The sequence below is a fragment of the Pseudomonas sp. CIP-10 genome (genome assembly GCF_020911845.1).
In the GTDB taxonomy this organism is placed as follows: Bacteria; Pseudomonadota; Gammaproteobacteria; order Pseudomonadales; family Pseudomonadaceae; genus Aquipseudomonas; species Aquipseudomonas alloputida.
The window spans coordinates 3997966-4014258 of record NZ_CP087160.1; the positions used below are offsets into that span (position 1 = coordinate 3997966).

Sequence of the window (16293 nt, forward strand, 5' to 3'; positions counted from 1 at the left end):
GGCGCGCAGGTGAACACAATCACTGCACAACTGGACACTGGCCAGTTTGACAATGAACAGCCGTGGACAACACTGAACGGCGGTCGACCCATGACAACAATCACACAGGACAGGCCCATGGCCGCATCCGCTTCGACCCACACCCGCCTGATCCAGGCTTCCTGGGACCGCTGCCGCGACCACGGCCTGCAGCCGCAGCATGCGCCGGACTTTGACTGCCTGTCCCGCGCCGAGCTCAGCGCCCTGCTGGAGCGGCGCCAAAACCTGCTACGCCTGACCCGCGAGGAAGTGCTACCGCACTATGCGCACCTCTTGGGTAACGCCAGCTACCTGGTGATGCTGGCCGATGCCAGCGGCTGCCTGCTCGACAGCTGGGGCTCGCGGCGTTTCATCGAACCGCGCCAGCACCATGGTTTCAGCGCCGGCGCCCATTGGCACGAACGTGGCGTCGGCACCAATGCCCTGGGCACCACACTGATTTGCGCCGAAGCGATTCACGTCGGCCAGGACGAACACTTCCTGCGCCAGAACCGCTACATGTCCAGCGCCGCCGCCCCCCTGTTCGACGCCGCACGGCAGCTGGTCGGAGTGCTCGACGTAGCCAGCGACGGCTACCTGCCGGCCAGCCAGACGCTTGGGCTGGTGCGCATGATGGGCCAGAGCCTGGAAAACCGCCTGATCCTCGCCGAACATGCTGACCAGCATGCACAACTGATCTTCAACAGCGCCTCCGACAACCTCGACAGCCCTTGGGCCGGCCTGCTGGTGTTCGATGAGCGCGGACAGGTGTTGGCTGCCAATCACCGGGCCGATAGCCTGCTCGGCGTAAACCCGCTGCAGCAAAACATCGAGCAACTGTTCCAGTTACCCCTGCAACAGCTGCTCAGCCATCCCCGACAACAGCCCTTCGCTCTGCAGGCCACCGGGCGCAACCGCTTTCACTGCCAGTGGCACCCCCCACGCGAAACCATTCGACGCCCCGAAGCCGGCAACGCCGAGCCGCGCCTGGAAAAAGCCTTGAAACAAGCCGGCCTGCTATTGGAGAAGGACATCCCGGTGTTGGTGGAGGGCGAAACAGGCGTAGGCAAAGAAGTGTTCGTCGACACCCTGCACCGGGCCAGCAGCCGCGCCAGGCAGCCGCTGGTCGCCGTAAACTGTGCGGCGATCCCGGCCGAACTGGTGGAGTCGGAACTGTTCGGCTATGACAAAGGCGCGTTCACCGGCGCCCACCACAAGGGCAACCCAGGGCTGATCCGCAAGGCCGACCACGGCATCCTGTTTCTGGATGAGATTGGCGACATGCCACTGCCCACCCAGGCCCGCCTGCTGCGCGTACTGCAGTCGCGCAGCATCCAGCCGCTGGGCAGTGGCGAACCGGTGCCGGTGGATATCCGCGTGGTGTCGGCGAGCAATCGCAACCTGGCCGAAGAAGTGCGCGCCGGGCGCTTTCGCCAGGACCTGTACTACCGCATCGCCGGCCTGACACTGGTGCTGCCTCCCCTGCGCGAACGCGCTGACCGGCGCCAGCTGATTGAGCAGGTGCATGCCCGCTACCGCGAGCCCGGGCAACCTGCGCGGCTGCCCCCGGCCATAATCGACCTGTTCGATCAACACCCCTGGCCGGGCAACCTGCGCGAACTGGTGAGTGTGCTACAGGTCGCGTTGGCCCTGGCGGCCAACGGGCCGGTCGGCGTCGAGCACCTTCCAGCGGGTTTTCTGGCCGAGTCGAAAACACCGGTGCCGATAGCGACTGAAGAGACGGACCTGCAGAGCCTGGTCGAGCAAGCCAATGGCAACCTGTCGGCGGTGGCCCGCCGACTGGGTATCAGCCGCACCACACTGTACAAGCGGTTGCGTGAGCGATGAATCGATTGGCCCTGAAGCGCGCCGCACAGCAGGTTTTCGAAGCCACCCCTGATCGACAGCAGGTGGCGCCCCCGTGCAGCTCAAGACCAAGGCCCGCTGATGGCCTTCAAGGGTCACGCCACTGCACTGGCTGCCGGTAGGCCTGTGCCCAGGCTTGCACGTCACTGGCGGGCATCGGCCGGGCGATGCAGTAACCCTGCGCCAGCTCGCAGCCCAGGCCCATCAGTACCCGACCGTGCTCGACACTCTCCAGCCCCTCGGCAATCACCTCGCGGCCAAACGCCCGCGCCAGGCCGATCACCGCCTCCGTCAGCGCCAGGTCGTCCTGGTCATGAAGGATGTCACGCACGAACGACTGGTCGATCTTGATCGTCTGGGTCGGCAAGCGTTTCAGGTAACTCAAGGACGAATAACCGGTGCCGAAATCGTCCAGCGAGAAACGCACACCCAGCGCACGGCAGGCATCCAGGCAGCGGCTGACATGCTGCAGGTTGTCGATGGCCACCGACTCGACGATTTCCAGGTCCAGCAGCGCCGGGTCCACCGCCGGGTACGCTGCCAGCAACTGCTGCAGGCGCTCGGCAAAGTCATTGCGCTGCAAATGCCGCGCGGCAATATTCACGCTCAGCGACCAGGGCTGCCCTTGGCGCTGCCAGGCCTGCAACTGGCTCAACGCCTGCCCGATCACCCACTCGCCGATTTCGACGATCAGGTCGGTCTGCTCTACCCATGGCAGGAAATCGCCAGGCGGCACCACACCACGGCCTGGCCGCTGCCAGCGCAATAAGCCCTCGAAGCCCAGTACCTTGCCACTGCGCAGGTTGACCTTGGGCTGGTAGTAAAGACACAGCTCACCGTTGCGCAGCGCCCGGCGCACGCGCGCCACGGTCTGGTGGGTGGCCTTGAGCTCCTGTTCCTGCGACACGTCGAACAGATGGTAACGGTTGCGCCCGCGCTGCTTGGCCACATACATGGCCTGGTCGGCGTGGCGCACCAGCGTGTCGGCATCTTCGTCATCCTGCGGGTACAGGGTCACGCCGATACTGGCGCTGAGCGACAGTGTATGCTCACGCACCACACAGGGCGCTGCCAAGGCACGCAATACCCGCTGCAGGGCTGCATGCAGCTGGTGCTCATCATCGACATCGCGCAGGATCAGCACGAATTCGTCGCCCGACAGCCGGGCCACGGCATCCCCACCACGCAGGATACTCTTCAGGCGCTGCGCCACTTCCACCAGCAGCAGGTCACCCACGGCATGCCCGTAGCCGTCGTTGACCGCCTTGAAACCATCCAGGTCGAGCATGCACACCGCCAGCGAGATGCCTTCGCGGCGCGAGTAGGCCAGGGCCTGGTTCAGCAGGTCGGACAGGTAGGCGCGGTTAGGCAGGCCGGTGAGCACATCGTGGCCCACCCGCCACTGCAAGGTATGCAGCAGCTGGCGCTTCTCCGTGACGTCAAAGCGGATCGACACATACTTGCGCACCTGGCCTGTCAGCGGATCGACCAGTGGCACCATGGTGCTGTCGACCCAGTACAACGAACCGTCCTTGGACCGGTTGCAGATTTCGCCCTTCCACACCCGCCCGGCGACCAAAGCCCGCCACATGCCGACAAAGAACGACGGTTCATGCAGCCCGGAATTGAGGATGCGGTGGTTGGCCCCCAACAGTTCTTCACGGCTGTAGCCCGAGATGCTGCAGAACTGCTGATTGACGTAGGTGATGTTCCCACGCAGGTCGGTTTCCGAAAAGATTGCGGCCGCGTCCACGGCCGCGCGATAGTTATCATCCATAAAGCATCCTGCCTTAGCGGTTGAAGCGCTCCACCAGGGCGCGCAATCCGGCGCACACATGTTCCAGTTCGGTACCGCGCGAGGCGGCGGCGTTGGCGCTGTGGGCGCTGTGCTGGGCAATACCGGCTACGCCGTTGATCTGCCGCGAAACATCTTCTGCCACCGCCGACTGCTGCTGCGAGGCGGTGGCCATCTGCTGGCTCATGTCGCTGATGCGCTGTACCGCGTCACGAATGCCATGCAGCGCCTGTCGGGCTTCCTGCACCTGGGCAACGCCTTGCTCGGCACCGTCGATGCCTCGGCTGGCGATCGCCACGGCTTCCTCGGCGCCACTGCGCAGGGCATCGATGATGGCCTGGATGTGCAGGGTGGACTGGCGGGTCTTGTCGGCCAATGCCCGGACCTCGTCGGCGACCACGGCAAAGCCCCGGCCCTGCTCGCCCGCACGGGCAGCCTCGATGGCGGCGTTGAGGGCCAGCAGGTTGGTTTGCTCGGCAATGCCGCGGATCATCCCGGCTGCCTCGGCGATGGCGCCGGTCTGACCCGCCAGGTGGCTGACCGCCTGGTTGATCTGCGTCACAGTGCTGGCCAGGTTACGAATGGCCGTGCCGCTGGCATCGGCCACCTGGCTACCTTGCTCGGCCAGCAGGTGCGCCGTGTGTGCCTCGGCGGCGGTCAACTGCACGTGGTTGGCGACTTCGCCAATGGAGGCGGCCATCTGGTTCATTGCAGTGGCGCTCAGGTCGGTTTCGGCACGCTGCTCCAGCAATGCCGCCTCGGTGCTGCGCGACAACTGCCCGGCATCGCGAGCGGCCACGGCCATTTGCCCCGCCAGATCGCTTAGCCGCGTCAATGCGGTTTTCAGGCGTGCCTCTTCGCTGATCAGCATCAGTTGCAACTGCCCGGCAGCACCCGACAGGTCGCTGTAGGTCAAGGCTGCAACCGGGTCGGCGAAGGCACCTTCGGCACCCTGCACAATCTGCTGCAGCTGCCGCCCGAGGGCATTGCGCGCCCATAGACCGCAGGCCACGAACAGCCCCACGGTCAGCCCCTGCCCCACCAGGCCAGGCCACAACTGACTGGCACCCACCGCCAGCAGCCCACCGGCCAGTGGCAAGGCCAGGGCCTGCGTCAGCAAGCTCAGACGGCGCGGCGCCGACAATGCCGCCTGACCGTTGCGCAGCCGCGCATAGAGGGCTTCGGCACGGGCTACTTGCTCGCGCGTGGGGCATACGCGCACCGACTCGTAACCCACTACCCGCCCACCTTCGAGGATGGGCGTGACGTAGGCATTGACCCAGTAGTAGTCGCCGTTACGGCAGCGGTTCTTGACGATACCCATCCAGCTCTTGCCGGCTTTCAGGTAGCGCCACATCAACTCGTACACCGCCGGCGGCATGTCCGGGTGGCGCACCAGGTTGTGCGGGCTGCCGATCAGTTCGGCCTCGCTGTAGCCACTGATGGCGGCAAACTCAGGGTTGCAGTAGGTGATCAGGCTGGCGGTATCGGTAGCAGAAATCAGCCGCTGATCGGGGGGGAAACGTTGCTCGACCGGGGTTACCGGCAGGTTGAGGCGCACGATGAGACTCCATTCGATGACAAGCCGGTACCCAGTACATCGACGGCCATCGGAACCGATTCATGAGGATCCGTTCCAATGGGCAAAAGCGCTTCCTGCCGTTACGGCACGAGGCCGAACGGTACAAGGAAGGTGACGATGACTGACCGGTCAAGCCAAGAATTCTACGAAATTCATCACATAAATAAAACAAAGGTGATCGATCATGGCGTTGCGCCACATTGATAGATATCGTTAAGTTCTTGATTCTAAATGGGAATTAAGCGATGACGAGATCAGCTTTGGGTATCGCCCTGCGCCGCTACCGCAAGCTGGCGGGCCTGACCCAGGCACAACTGGCTGAACGAACCGGCTTCGACCCCAAGACCATCAGCCGTTTCGAAACCAGCACCTACACCCCCAGCATCGATGCAATCATGGCGTTTGCCCAGGTGCTGGGCGTCAAGCCCAAGGACTTCTTCGCTGAACCGGACGACGAAGAGGAGCAGCGCGCCTACCTGTTCGGTGTCATCCACAACGCCCCACCCAAAGATCTTGGCAAGCTGATTGCAGCGGTGGATCAGGCACTGGCCAAGCCCTGAGCTATTTCAAGCGCCCCCTTTTACGGCACGCACCGAACTAGAGCATGGCAGGCTGGATTGCCCCACAACTGGTCAGACCGGTAAGGCCAAAAAACCTTGCAATCAGGTATTTTTCGCGCTTTTATGGCCTCGCGCTGAACAAACCGGTAAGACCACAATAATTAAGTCCTGCGCTCTTTCGCCCCGTGCGGCTACCGAAGCAAGGACACCGATCAGAGACTCCTCCCATGCTCAAATGGTGCTCGCGTTCGATTTTCCTGCAAGTCGTACTCGGCCTTGCCCTCGGCATCGCCTGCGGTCTGAGCTTCCCCGACCTCTCCCTGCAACTCAAACCCCTCGGCGACGGCTTCATCAAGCTGATCAAGATGCTCATCGGCCTGATCGTGTTCTGCGTGGTGGTCAGCGGCATTTCGGGTGCGGGCGACCTGAAAAAGGTCGGCCGCATCGGCCTGAAGTCGGTGATCTACTTCGAAGTGCTGACGACCCTGGCGCTGGTGATCGGCCTGGTGTTCGCCTTCACCAGTGGCATTGGCAGCGGTGCCAATATTCACCTGGATCAACTGTCCGCCGCCGATGCCAACGGCTTGGCCGAGCGCGGCCAGCACATCCATGGCGCCACGGCGTTCTTCATGGACCTGATCCCCACCTCGGTGATCGGTGCCTTCGCCGACAACAACATTCTTCAGGTGCTGCTGTTCTCGGTGCTGTTCGGCAGCGCGCTGAACCTGGTGGGTGACTCGGCCGCCGGCATTTCGCGACTGATCAACGAACTGAGCCATGTGATCTTCCGCATCATGGGCATGATCGTGCGCCTGGCGCCGATCGGCGTGTTCGGCGCCATTGCCTTCACCACCAGCAAGTACGGCCTGGCGTCGCTGCAGCACCTGGGCGGGCTGGTGGCGCTGTTCTACCTGACCTGTGCCGGCTTCGTGCTGATCGTGCTGGGCACCGTCATGCGCCTGTCGGGCCTGAAACTGCTGCCGTTGATCAAGTACCTGCGTGAAGAGCTGACCATCGTCCTGGGCACCGCCTCTTCCGACGCCGTGCTGCCACAGATCATGCGCAAGCTTGAGCACCTGGGCATCGGCAGTTCGACGGTCGGCCTGGTGATCCCTACCGGCTACTCGTTCAACCTCGATGGTTTTTCCATCTACCTCACCCTGGCGATCGTGTTCATCGCCAACGCCACCGGCACGCCACTGGAAATGACCGACCTGCTGACCATCCTGCTGGTGTCGTTGGTGACTTCCAAGGGGGCTCACGGCATCCCAGGCTCGGCACTGGTGATTCTTGCCGCCACCCTGACTGCGGTACCGGCGATCCCTGTGGTAGGCCTGGTACTGGTGCTGGCGGTGGACTGGTTCATGGGTATCGGCCGGGCGTTGACCAACCTGATCGGCAACTGCGTGGCCACCGTGGCCATTGCCCGTTGGGAGAAGGACATTGACCTGGAGCGTGCGCAGAACGTGCTCGACGGCAAGCCTGGCTTTGCCCCCACGCCACGCAAGCAACCCAACGCCCATCAACAGGAATTCTGAGCGAACGTGGCCGGCATTGATGCCGGCCCTTCCAGGAGCGAAACGTGATCAGCTCATCAACCGTCGTCAACTCAGTGGTGGAAAAACTCCGCCAGGCCCTGGCCCGCGGCCAATGGCGCACTGGCGACATGCTGCCAGGCCAGCGCGAACTGGCCGAACAACTGGGCATCAGCCGCCCCAGCCTGCGCGAAGCGGTAACCGTGCTGGAAACACTGGGCCTGGTGCGCTCGTTACCCGGCAAGGGCGTATTGGTGCTGGATGCCGATGCCCAGGCGTCGGGCGTGGAAACCAGCGCAGCGGCCAGCCTGGCCGACGTGCTGGAACTGCGCTACACACTCGAACCGTTCATCGTCGGCCTGGTGGCGCAGTCGGCCAACAGCCAGGACATCGGCCAGTTGCGCCTGACCCTGATGGACATGCGCGAAGCGCTGGAGGCCGATGACAGCGAGGCCGGGGTCAAAGCCTACATTGCCTTCCATGAGGCGCTGTTCGCCCTGACCACCAACCCGATTTTCCAGAGCGTGGTGCAGCAGACCGGCAATGCCCTGAAGCAAAGCGCCGACATGCTGCGCAACTCGCCAGAGCACCTGGCCGCGCGGCTGAAGGAAAACGAAGCGGTGGTGCGCGCCATTCGCGAACGCAGCAGCGCCCAGGCCAGTGCCCAGATGCGTCAGCACATCGTGGCCGAAGGGCTGCGCATGGGCATCGCGCTGAATATCCCGGACGAACATCCACATCCATGACCTCAGGAGAGTGCCCATGAACGCCGCCCCCCACTTGCCTGCCCTGCTCGCGGCCGGCGAAACCCGCCTGTCGGCCGAGCAGATTTATCCGCGGCTGTTCGACGCCATTCTCGAACAGCGCCTGCCGCCGGGCAGTCTGTTGCCCGAACAGGCGCTGGGCCATGCCTTTGGTGTCAGCCGCACGGTGATCCGCCGCGTGCTGGGGCGCCTGTCCGACCAGCAGGTAGTGGTACAGCGCCCCAGCCACACCGCACATCTGGCTGCACCCGACCCAGACCAGGCACGTCAGGTGCTCAGTGCCCGTCGCCTGGCGGAAACCACGCTGATCACCCTGGCCGCGCAACGCGCCCGGCCGGCGCAGGTACGCCAGCTACGGCAACTGGTGGAGCGCGAGCGCCAGCACCATGAGCGTGGCGAACGCTGCGCAGCGATCCGCCTGGGCGGCGAGTTCCACCTGAAACTGGCGCAGGTGGCGGCCAATGCACCACTGGCGCGATTTCTCAATGGGCTGGTGCCGATGACCTCGCTGATCATCGCTCGCTACGAAACGCCGTGCTGCGATCACTGCGCGTGGGAAGAGCATGCGGCAATCATCGATGCCGTGGAGCAAGGTGATGCCGAAGCGGCGCTGGGGTTGATGCACAGGCACCTTGACCGTCTGGAAGAAAAGCTCGACCTGGAATAACCCGACCAAACGGACGCGATCGCTCCCACGCAGGCCGCGCTCACGCAACCATCTGCATCAGAGCGGATGCGGGCGATGGGCTGCACAGCAGCCCCAATAACCCCACCCTATACTTCGAGAACCACCCCAGCCTCTACCAGGGAGGCGGTCGCGTGAGTTCTCGAGTCCTCCTGTTGCTCTGCCTTCTGCTGGCCCTCGGCGGTTGTGCGAGCAAGCGCCCCCCTGCCCCGCCGCCGCCCACAATACTCACCCCCGCGGCCTGGCAACGCATCGACCAGGAACTGATCGATGCCTCGGTCGGTGCCGCCGGCTCGGCCAACGACTATGCCCGGCGCTCCATGCGGGTGTGGAAGGAGCAAGTGCAGCAACGCACCGAAAGCGACTTCATCCCCTGGTTCACGGGTTACTGGACCCAGCAGTGGCTGACCCTCAAGGTGGCCTGGTACAAGCTCGACAGTGGCGAGGGGCGGGAACCGGCAGAAAAACGCCTGGCCCTGTACCTGCAGGAGCAGTATCACGCGCGGGTGATTGAGCCGGTAGCCGAGCAGATCAACCCCGAGGGCATCCGCGACCGCGCCTGCGAACTGTACCTGCAACTGCTCGGCCAGCAACTGCCGGCCATCATCAGCCGTTACAACGCGCCGCCCGAGCAGTTCAGCCAGCGCCTCAACCGTATCCCCGCCATCGCCCTGGGGCCACCGGATGCGCGCAATGCCAGCCTGTATCAGCTGCTGCGGGCCAAGTCACTGGACCAGCAGCCGGCCTGGCAAGCCATGCGCCAGCACTTGCATCAGCAGGCCAGCAAAGGCCCCGGCAGGACCGATGTCGGGCTCAACTCGGTGGCCACCCAGGCCAGCGAAAAGCTTGGCGCCACCCTGGCCCCACGCGGTATCGCCAGTGCCGTGGCATCGGCAGTGGGCAAGGTGGCAGGGGCGATGATTTCGATTGCTGCAGCCGGTTACGGGATGATGACCCATGACCGTGATCACCCGCAGATGGTCGAACAACTGCGGGTGATCCTGAACGTGGCGTTGAACCAGGAATGGCAGGAGTTGATGGAGAACCGCCAGAGCGGGGCCATGGCGGGGGTCTATTACCTGTCGGGGCAGGTTGAGGACAGCTTGCTGGCCAGTGCGCCGCGGCCGGTGGAGCAGCAGGTCGAGCAACAGCAAGCGCCTTTGATCATTCGCCTGCCACCTTAGAGGCGGCCTGTGCCGGCTCCTTCGCAGTGCAAGGCTGTATCAAGCTGTGGCCAGGGCAGCGCTTGGCAAGCCAAACACACGATCAAACGCCCAGTTGTAGGCAAAGGTGTAGCACGGCACCAGGATGATGAACGCCAAATCCACCAGCAGCGCCTCCAGCAATGTCATGTCCAGCCACCAGGCAATCAGCGGAATCAAGTAAACCACCAGGGTCAACTGGAAGCCGATGGCATGCACCACCCGCCGCGCCACGCTGCGTCCCCGCTTGGCCTGGCGGCTCTCCCAGTACTCGAACAGGGTGTTGTAGATCAGGTTCCAGAGCATGGCGATGGTGGTGATCATCACCGCCAGCGGCCCGGTATGCGACGCCTGCGTATCTGACAGGTAGGCCAGCCCGAGGGTCGACATGCACAGCCCGATCAGTTCATAGAAAGTCACGTAGACCAGCTTGCGTTTCAATCCCTGCACCCAGGTTACCTCCAAAGACAAAAAGCGACGGGGGCAATCATGCTTCAACGTACTTGACAGAAAAAGTCAGCAGCTGTCAGATCAACTGACAGGAGGCTGCCATGAACTTTTCCAGCGACAACATCCAGCTGTTTCTGGCCGTGCTCGACAACGGTTCGTTTTCTTCCGCTGCGCGCGCCCTCAAGCGCGTGCCGTCAGCCGTGAGCATGGCCATTGGCAACCTTGAAGCAGAACTTGGCTATAGCCTGTTCGAACGTGGTCCGCGTGAAGTTCGCCCAACCGCGCAGGCCTTGGCCCTTGAGCCACACGCCAGGCTGATTGCCGAACAACTTGGGCTGCTGCAGGTTCATGCCCTGGAGTTGTCCCAAGGGCTGGAGAGCAGCCTGACCCTGGCGGTGGTACCCGACATCGATCACCGCCCGCTGCTGGCGGCCATCGCCAACCTCGGTGAGCGCCACCCCTTGCTGGACATTGCCCTGCTCAGCGCCCCGCAGGAAGAAGCCCTGCACTTGCTGGACAGCGGTCGTGCCGACCTCTGCGTAGCCTTTGCCGGCCTGCAGGTCGATGCCCGCCGCGGCTTCCAGTACATCGGCATGGAGTCGCTGGTAGCCACCCTGTCGCCGGCCCACCCGGCCTTGCGTGAGGGACGTATCCACTACCTTGAGGACCTGACCCAGGTGCGTCAGATTCTGGTGCGCAGCCGCGATCTGCCACTGGCTGACCCTCGCCCGCTGATCGGCGCCACACACTGGTCCACCGACAGCTTCGACCTGGCGCTGCAGATGGTTGAAGCTGGCTTGGGCTGGGGTGATCTGCCGTTGTCGCGGGTCGCGCCGCTGCTGGCCAGCGGGCGTCTGGTGCGCCTGGAGTTCCGCAATACACACAACGCGTTGCAACTGCCCGTGCATATCCTGTGGCGCAAACAACAGCCGCTGCAGCAAGCCGCACGCCTGCTGATCGAGCAGTTGGCTGACCCGTGACTGCCGTCCGTCGAAACGCCTGTAAGAAATTTCTCTAAGCACTTCAATCTTTTACCCCTCGAGCCGATATCTCGGTCGACAGGCCCCGCATCGCGTCATGAGCGCGTTGCGCCCTCCCCTCATTGGCTCAAGGTCTCGAAACATGAACCTGAAATTTCGCCACAAGATCCTGCTCAGCGCCTGCGGCGTCGTGGTCCTGGCATTTGCCCTGTTCACGCTCTACAACGACTACCTGCAACGCAATACCATCCGCCAGAATATCGAAGCCTCGGTGCAGCAGTCCGGTGCACTGACCGCCAGCAGTGTGCAGAACTGGATGAGCGGGCGCATTCTGGTGCTGGAGAACCTGGCCCAGGACATCGGCCAGCAAGGCGCCGGCGACACCTTGGCAGGGCTGATCGAGCAGCCGTCCTACACGCGTAATTTCCTGTTCACCTACCTGGGCCAGGCCAACGGCGAATTTACCCAGCGCCCGGATGCCCAGATGCCCGCCGGTTACGACCCGCGCCAGCGCCCTTGGTATGGCGCCGCCGCCAACGCCGGGCAGACCGTGCTGACCGCCCCGTACCAGGGGGCAGTCGGTGGCCTGATGGTGACCATCGCCACGCCGGTGAAGAGCAAGCGCAATGGCGAACTGATCGGTGTGGTCGGCGGTGACGTTACCCTCGACACCCTCGTCGAGATCATCAACTCGGTCGACTTCGGCGGCATCGGTCACGCCTTCCTGGCCGACGCCAATGGCCAGGTGATCGTCAGCCCGAACAAAGACCAGGTGATGAAGAACCTCAAGGACATCTACCCAGGCAGCAACCTGCGGGTTGCCGCCGGCATGCAGGATGTCACCCTCAACGGCCAGGACCGCATCATCTCGTTCGCCCCGGTGGCCGGCCTGCCTTCGGCGCAGTGGTACATCGGGCTGTCGATCGACAGGGACAAGGCCTATGCCGCGCTCAGCCAGTTCCGCACCTCGGCGATCATTGCCATGCTGATTGCCGTGGCCGCCATCGCCGGCCTGCTCGGCCTGCTGATTCCGGTGCTGATGAGCCCGCTGACCACCATGGGCCGCGCCATGCGCGACATCGCCGAGGGTGAAGGTGACCTTACCCGCCGCCTGGCCGTGCAGAACAAGGACGAGTTCGGCGAACTGGCTACCTCGTTCAACCGCTTTGTCGAGCGTATCCATGCCTCGATCAGCGAAGTGTCCTCGGCCACCCGCCTGGTGCATGATCTTTCGGAAAAAGTGGTCAGTGCGTCCAATGCGTCGATCAGCGGTTCTGAAGAACAAAGCATGCGCACCAACAGCGTCGCTGCCGCCATCAACGAACTGGGCGCTGCCACCCAGGAAATCGCCCGCAACGCCGCAGATGCTTCGCAACATGCCAGCGGTGCCAGCGAACAGGCACACGGTGGCCGTGAAGTGGTTGAAGAAGCCATCAGCGCCATGACGGCTCTGTCGCAACGGATCAGCGAGTCGTGCGCGCAGATCGAAACGCTCAACGCCAGCACCGACGAAATCGGCAAGATCCTCGACGTGATCAAGGGCATTTCTCAGCAGACCAACCTGCTGGCACTGAACGCCGCCATCGAAGCGGCCCGTGCCGGTGAAGCCGGCCGTGGCTTTGCCGTGGTGGCCGACGAGGTGCGCAACCTGGCGCACCGTACTCAGGAGTCGGCGGAAGAAATCCACCGCATGATCACCAGCCTGCAGGTGGGCTCGCGCGAAGCGGTGCACACCATGAACACCAGCCAGGTTTCCAGCGAACAGACCGTGCAGGTGGCCAACCAGGCCGGCGAACGCCTGGCCAGCGTGACCCAGCGCATTGGCGAAATCGATGGCATGAACCAGTCGGTGGCGACAGCGACCGAAGAACAGACTGCCGTGGTCGAGAGCCTCAACCTGGACATCACCCAGATCAACGCCCTGAACCAGCAAGGGGTGGAGAACCTCAACGAGACCCTGCGCCATTGCGACCAGCTGGCCCAGCAGGCCGGGCGTTTGAAGCAGTTGGTGGGCAGCTTCAGGATCTGATGGCCTTGGGGGCGCTTCGCCCCCTTGCGCAACGCAAGGCCGCTTCCACAGGTGTTACGCGGTTGCCGTGGAAGCGACCTTGTGCCGCGATCGGGCTGTCATGCAGCCCGTTACGCCACCGCCGCTTCAACAGCCTTGCCCCGCCGCACCCAGGCCAGCAGCACCGCCGCCATCAGCACAAAGCCCAGGTAACCGAAGAACGGGTACACCTCACCCACCAGGCTGATGAACCCCACCAGGCTGCAGCCGAACGCCACCACCCCGGTCACCACCGAGCCCCAGCGGAACTTTGTCGTGCCCGCCGGTAACAGCCGCGAGAGGAAGGAAAACAGCGTGCCCACCGCGGTGTTGACGATCATGCCGAAGATGATCAGGCACATCACCAGCCCCAGCAGTGGTGACACTTCGTTGGCAATCGACAGCATGGGCATCGGCTGGTCGGCCACACTGTCCAGGCGCGACAGCAGCCCGGCACTCATCACCAGCATCAGGCCGCCTAGCGCTGCACCACCGAGCAGGCCTCCCCACACAGCGGCTTTCTCGCCCTTGGCCGAACCACCCAGAATGGCCAGGATCGGCGCACCCGCGACGATGTTATACGACACATACAAGAACGCCCCCAGCAGCCAATGGCGGGTGCCGGCCTGTTGCTGGCTGGCCACCTGATCGAGCGCAGCAAAGCTCTGCTCGCGGGTGATCACGGCATACAGCGCTATTGCCGAAGCCACCAGGATCAGCAAGGGTGTGATGGCGCCAATTGCAAGTATCATCTTGCGCACGTCCAGGCACACGATACCGACTACCACCAGCGTCACCAGCACGCTGCCGGTCAGGGCCGGGATGCCGAACTGCTGCTCCAGCAAGGCACCACCACCGGCCAGCATGACCACGGTGACGGCGAACATGAAAAAGGTGATCAACCAGTCGACGAACATGCCCAGGTGACGGCCGCAGATGGCCAGGATCACATCCTTGTGCGAGGTGGCCTGCTGGCGATTGCCCAGCCCCGCCAATGCCATGCCGAGGAAGGTGAACAAGGCGGCGCTGACCAACGCGCCAGCCAACCCCCACACGCCGAAATCGACAAAGAACAACAACAGTTCCCGCCCTGAAGCGAACCCCGCCCCCACGATCACGCCGACAAATGCGCCGGCGATCTTCAGCTGCTCTTGCATGTGAACCTCTGGATTTATTGTTGTTTTGTCATCGCCGTCGCATACCGGTTGTAGGGGCGGCCTTGCAGCCCATCGCGACACAAGGCCGCCTCTACACGGGCTCTTTGCCCTGTCAGGCGTCGCCGACGAACGCCTGCACTTCGATCTCCACATCCACGCCCAGGGCCAACGCCGAAGCCACGGTGGAACGCACCGGTAGCGCCGCGCCGAAGAACGCCTTGTACACCTCGTTGAAGCCGGCGAAATGGCGCATGTCCGACAGCCAGACCGTGGCCTTCACCACCTGGTCGAGACGTGCGCCACAGGCCTCCAGGCTTTCGGCGATACGCTCGCAGGCAGCACGGGTCTGGGTCTGGATATCACCGCGCACCACTTCGCCGCCAGCGCTCATCGGCACCTGCCCGGAGAGGAACAGAAAGCCACCGGCCTTTACGGCGCGGGAAAACGGGAACGGCAAGCTGCTGGGGAAACGCTGAATGTCATTGCTCATGGGATGCTCCTTTCAGGGTTGCTGGAAACGGGCCGGGGACAGGCGCTCGGGCGCCACGCCCTGGCTGACAAGGTCGGGACACAAGGGCTGGCCCATCAGCAAGTCGGCGGCCAGGCGCGAGGCCCCCGCTGCCGACTGGATGCCATAGCCACCCTGGGCCGCCAGCCAGAAAAACGCGGGTGCATGCGCATCGAAACCGATCACCAGGTCGCCGTCGGCAACGAATGAACGCAGCCCGGCCCAGGTGTGGCTAGGGCGGCGGATCGCCAAGGTGGTCATGGCTTCAATGTTGTAAATACCCAAGGCCACGTCGAACTCGTCGGGCGCGGCATCCTGTGGCTCAACCGGGTCGGCATTGGCTGGAGACCCCAACAGTTGGCCGGCATCAGGCTTGAAGTAGAAGCTTTCATCGACGCCAATCACTGCAGGCCAGCGGGCAAAGTTTTGTTCTGCCGGGCCGGGGAAGGTGAACGCGCTACGGCGGCACGGTTGCAAGCCGATGCGCGCCACCCCGCACTGCTCGGCCACACGGTCCGCCCAGGCACCTGCAGCATTGACCAGACATCGGGCCTGCAAACGGCTGCCATCGGCCAACTCCACCTGCCACACGCCGTCCAGGTAGCAGGCCTGGATCAGCTCGGCGTTGCAGCGCAGTTCCCCGCCGGCGGTGCGATAACCCCGCAAGAAGCCTTGGTGCAAGGCATGTACATCAAGGTCCATCGCACCTGGCTCAAGCACCGCGCCGGCCAGGGTTTCGCCACGCAGGCTGGGTATCAGTGCCAAGGCCGCGTCCCGGTCCAGCAGGCTGACCTCTGTGCCATTGGCCAGGTTCTGCGCGTAAGTTTGCTCAAGCAGTTCTCGTTGCTCCAGGCTGGCCACATACAGACAGCCTCGCGGCTCCAGCAGCGGGTGCTCGCAGAAGCCCTGCGGTGGCGCTTCGTAGAAGGCTCGGCTGGCGCGGGTCAGTGCCTGGATCTGTGGGGTGCCGTAAGCCTCCATGAACATGGCCGCCGAACGCCCGGTGGAATGGTAGCCAGGCTGCGATTCACGCTCGACCAGCAGCACGCGCTGCTGACCGGCCAGGCGGTAGCCCAGCGAGGCGCCGGCGATGCCAGCACCGATGATCAGGGTGTCGTAGGTCGGGGTCATGCACGCTCCTGCC

At 63.8% G+C, this 16293-nt stretch carries 13 protein-coding genes and 3 pseudogenes; 9 read left to right on the forward strand and 7 right to left on the reverse strand.

From position 1 onward, the window contains the following. The first annotated feature begins 117 nt into the window (after positions 1–117). The gene (locus tag LMH93_RS18080) at positions 118–1866 is read left to right on the forward strand and encodes a sigma-54-dependent Fis family transcriptional regulator (protein ID WP_004576801.1); all 1749 of its coding nucleotides are present in this window, start codon (positions 118–120) and stop codon (positions 1864–1866) included. A 106-nt stretch (positions 1867–1972) separates the two neighbouring features. Here LMH93_RS18080 and LMH93_RS18085 read toward each other — a convergent pair whose 3' ends face one another. From LMH93_RS18085 to LMH93_RS29945, 3 genes and pseudogenes are all read right to left on the reverse strand, one after another. Beyond that, complete coding sequence (locus LMH93_RS18085) at positions 1973–3661, reverse strand: putative bifunctional diguanylate cyclase/phosphodiesterase (protein WP_100773388.1); 1689 nt, start codon at positions 3659–3661, stop codon at positions 1973–1975. A 13-nt stretch (positions 3662–3674) separates the two neighbouring features. Continuing rightward, positions 3675–4550 carry a methyl-accepting chemotaxis protein gene (locus LMH93_RS29940; RefSeq protein WP_370588368.1) on the reverse strand — a complete coding sequence of 292 codons (876 nt, stop codon included), beginning with the start codon at positions 4548–4550 and terminating at the stop codon, positions 3675–3677. 360 nt (positions 4551–4910) lie between these two features. Next, a pseudogene (locus LMH93_RS29945) lies at positions 4911–5240 on the reverse strand (PAS domain-containing protein); the annotation flags it as partial. Positions 5241–5506: 266 nt separating this feature from the next. Here LMH93_RS29945 and LMH93_RS18095 point away from each other — a divergent pair. From LMH93_RS18095 to LMH93_RS18115, 5 genes are all read left to right on the forward strand, one after another. Beyond that, positions 5507–5821, forward strand: coding sequence for a helix-turn-helix domain-containing protein (locus LMH93_RS18095; RefSeq protein ID WP_003250216.1), 315 nt, complete (start codon positions 5507–5509; stop codon positions 5819–5821). Positions 5822–6048: 227 nt separating this feature from the next. After that, entirely contained in the window at positions 6049–7359 is a 1311-nt protein-coding gene (locus tag LMH93_RS18100) for a C4-dicarboxylate transporter DctA (RefSeq protein WP_012053078.1), read from the forward strand. A gap of 44 nt (positions 7360–7403) precedes the next feature. Then, entirely contained in the window at positions 7404–8102 is a 699-nt protein-coding gene (locus LMH93_RS18105) for a FadR/GntR family transcriptional regulator (protein WP_003250211.1), read from the forward strand. Between the two features lie 16 nt (positions 8103–8118). Beyond that, positions 8119–8787 carry a GntR family transcriptional regulator gene (locus tag LMH93_RS18110; protein WP_003250210.1) on the forward strand — a complete coding sequence of 223 codons (669 nt, stop codon included), beginning with the start codon at positions 8119–8121 and terminating at the stop codon, positions 8785–8787. Between the two features lie 152 nt (positions 8788–8939). Beyond that, a complete protein-coding gene (locus LMH93_RS18115) occupies positions 8940–9989 on the forward strand; it encodes a hypothetical protein (protein ID WP_047604075.1) in 1050 nt (349 codons plus the stop codon). A 39-nt stretch (positions 9990–10028) separates the two neighbouring features. Here LMH93_RS18115 and LMH93_RS18120 read toward each other — a convergent pair whose 3' ends face one another. Next, complete coding sequence (locus LMH93_RS18120; protein WP_012053081.1) at positions 10029–10457, reverse strand: PACE efflux transporter; 429 nt, start codon at positions 10455–10457, stop codon at positions 10029–10031. 101 nt (positions 10458–10558) lie between these two features. On the opposite strand from LMH93_RS18120, the gene LMH93_RS18125 reads away from it, so the two are divergent. From LMH93_RS18125 to mcpA (LMH93_RS29955), 3 genes and pseudogenes are all read left to right on the forward strand, one after another. Beyond that, positions 10559–11437: a LysR family transcriptional regulator gene (locus LMH93_RS18125; protein WP_185280161.1), complete on the forward strand. Its 879-nt coding sequence runs from the start codon at positions 10559–10561 to the stop codon at positions 11435–11437. Positions 11438–11579: 142 nt separating this feature from the next. After that, positions 11580–12611: pseudogene (mcpA, locus tag LMH93_RS29950) on the forward strand (methyl-accepting chemotaxis protein McpA); the annotation flags it as partial. 258 nt (positions 12612–12869) lie between these two features. Then, positions 12870–13466: pseudogene (gene mcpA, locus LMH93_RS29955) on the forward strand (methyl-accepting chemotaxis protein McpA); the annotation flags it as partial. A 110-nt stretch (positions 13467–13576) separates the two neighbouring features. On the opposite strand, the gene LMH93_RS18135 reads toward mcpA (LMH93_RS29955), so the two are convergent. From LMH93_RS18135 to LMH93_RS18145, 3 genes are all read right to left on the reverse strand, one after another. Continuing rightward, positions 13577–14641 (reverse strand): YkvI family membrane protein, encoded by a 1065-nt coding sequence (locus LMH93_RS18135; RefSeq protein WP_003250201.1) that lies wholly within the window; start codon positions 14639–14641, stop codon positions 13577–13579. Between the two features lie 112 nt (positions 14642–14753). After that, positions 14754–15131 carry a RidA family protein gene (locus tag LMH93_RS18140; RefSeq protein ID WP_003250199.1) on the reverse strand — a complete coding sequence of 126 codons (378 nt, stop codon included), beginning with the start codon at positions 15129–15131 and terminating at the stop codon, positions 14754–14756. A 12-nt stretch (positions 15132–15143) separates the two neighbouring features. Then, positions 15144–16280, reverse strand: coding sequence for an NAD(P)/FAD-dependent oxidoreductase (locus LMH93_RS18145; RefSeq protein WP_185280160.1), 1137 nt, complete (start codon positions 16278–16280; stop codon positions 15144–15146). Between the last annotated feature and the right edge of the window lie 13 nt (positions 16281–16293).